The organism is Amycolatopsis sp. NPDC058278 (genome assembly GCF_042881395.1).
Taxonomy (GTDB): Bacteria; Actinomycetota; Actinomycetes; order Mycobacteriales; family Pseudonocardiaceae; genus Amycolatopsis.
Window position 1 is genome coordinate 1 of record NZ_JBHVXZ010000268.1, and the last position, 2,039, is coordinate 2,039.

The window sequence follows — 2,039 nt, forward strand, 5'->3', positions numbered from 1 at the left end:
CCATGACTCACCTCCACCGGCCAGCTTCGCGATCACCAGCCCGGATGTCCACGCGACACGGTTACCACGTCAACGTTCCTTGCCGAGGCACTAGGTCGTGCATGCGGTAGCGGATATCGCCATTCGATCCGGCTGTAACGACCTTGACCAGCTGGGCACCGGTGAGGCTCTCCAGGATCTCCTCGGCTTCCAGCAGCGTGCATCCCCACAGCGCGGCCACCGACCAGTCCGGCCAGTCGTCCGCCGGGTGCAGGCCAAGCATGTCAAAAGCCTCCTGCGCCCGCAGCAGTAGGTGCTCGCGGCTCAGGGCCAAACTCGCCTCCACGCTCAGGTCACCGAACGTGAACTCGGCCAGCAGCCGGCCCTCGGCCCGCCGCCGGTCCAGCCGGTTCACCAATGCGGCAAGCGGCCGGGGCTCGGTTACTAGACGCCCGGCCAGAACTCGCAGAGCGAGCGGTAGCCCGACCGACGCACTGGCCAGCTGATGCGCCGGCTGCTCTTCGGTGCGGACCCGATCCGACCCAAGAATCCGGCCCAGCAGCTCCACTGACTCGTCGACGGAGAGTCCGTCCAGTTGGATACGCATGCTGGTCGGCAGACTTCCGAGCGGTGAGCGGCTCGTCACGTACGTGACGCAGTTGACGCCGCCTACCATCAGAGGCCTGACCTGCTGCTCGGTGTCGGCGTTGTCCAAGATGACGGCGGCCCGCTTGCCTGCCATACGCGAACGGAACTCGCGACTGCGCTCGGTCAGCGTCGTTGGAATGACCCGCTCGTCTAGGCCCAGATCTCGTAGCCAGCCGACTAGCACCTGCTCGGGCGGCAACGCGTTCGGGCCATACCCCTGAAGATCCACATAGAGCTGTCCGTCCGGAAAACGCTCCGACTCCTGCTCGACGGCTTGAACAACAAGCGAGGTCTTGCCAACGCCCCCCGGACCGAACACCAGACGTATGTCCGCCGCGCCCTGCCCCGTTGACGCCGAGCGAAGCTGGGAAAGCTCGCGCGTCCGCCCCACGAAGTCGGGAAGGCTCGACGGCAGCTGCCGCAGTGGTAGTGCGGCCGGCGTAGTGCTGGCGGCAGAAGTTGGCGAGCCGACGGCGTTGCCTACTCTGGTCGTGAGCGTCTGCAGGACGACACCGACCGCGCCGGTCCCGGCAAGCACCCACCAAGTCTTGTCCTCCAGCCCGCCGAGCAGGGCACCGACAGCGGACAATCCGATCAGGCACAGCGTGAGGACGAAGTGCTTGAGCTTCTTCGACACGCGTCCTCCCGAGGAGACCCAACCTGCTAGACATAGGACCTTACTAACACTACGAGTGAGTCGATAGTGGCAGAAAGTGTCCACATCTCGTCCGCGTCGGGTATTCCCAGCTCCGTGTAGAGCATGTGAGCTCTTGCTTGGCCCGGCCGTGGTGGACTGCCGAGTGGCCGGGCCTATTCACCGGGCTCGTTCGCCGAGATGTGGCTCGTGGTCGACATCGAGCCGGCGAGAATGATTGCCGGGGTCTGGAAAGGTAAGTCCGGCGCGGTGGACGTTACTGAATGTGTAGCGCAGGGCCGGCCCGGTGATTCCGAGGACCTGCACCAACACCGCGGTCACCGGTCAACCGCGTCGCAGGTGCAAGTGCCCTCCTCGACCGCCGACGGCCCTGCCGATGCCGCGCCAGCAGCGGTCTTCCCACAGGTCAGATCCCTCGTCGAGAGTCGTAGGGCGAGCGTTCAGTCGAGGGCTCGAACTCTAGGCAGGAGCCAGATCGGACCTGCGACGCTCCGTCCGGCTGGCACGCCGTCTCAGCATTGGGCGATCAACCGCTATTGATCATGGACTAGCTATGGAGGCGCAGGTCGGTACCATGCCGGGGGCACACTGTAGATCTGCAAAGTCGCATCGTAGTCGGAAGGCTGCTACGCGTTCATGCGACTTACGCCCTGACATAGGTACCTACGTGACGTGGCCCCCGCGGATGCGGGGGGGGGCCCCGCTCGGTTGCGAAGTCACGCGGGCCCCAAGCCGCCAGCACCAAGGGAAAGTCGGG

General features: G+C 65.3%; 1 protein-coding gene. It reads right to left on the reverse strand.

The annotated features are described in order from the left end of the window. Window positions 1-61 precede the first annotated feature (61 nt). The gene (locus ACFVYA_RS49860; RefSeq protein ID WP_387055691.1) at window positions 62-1,264 is read right to left on the reverse strand and encodes an NB-ARC domain-containing protein; all 1,203 of its coding nucleotides are present in this window, start codon (window positions 1,262-1,264) and stop codon (window positions 62-64) included. Window positions 1,265-2,039 lie beyond the last annotated feature (775 nt).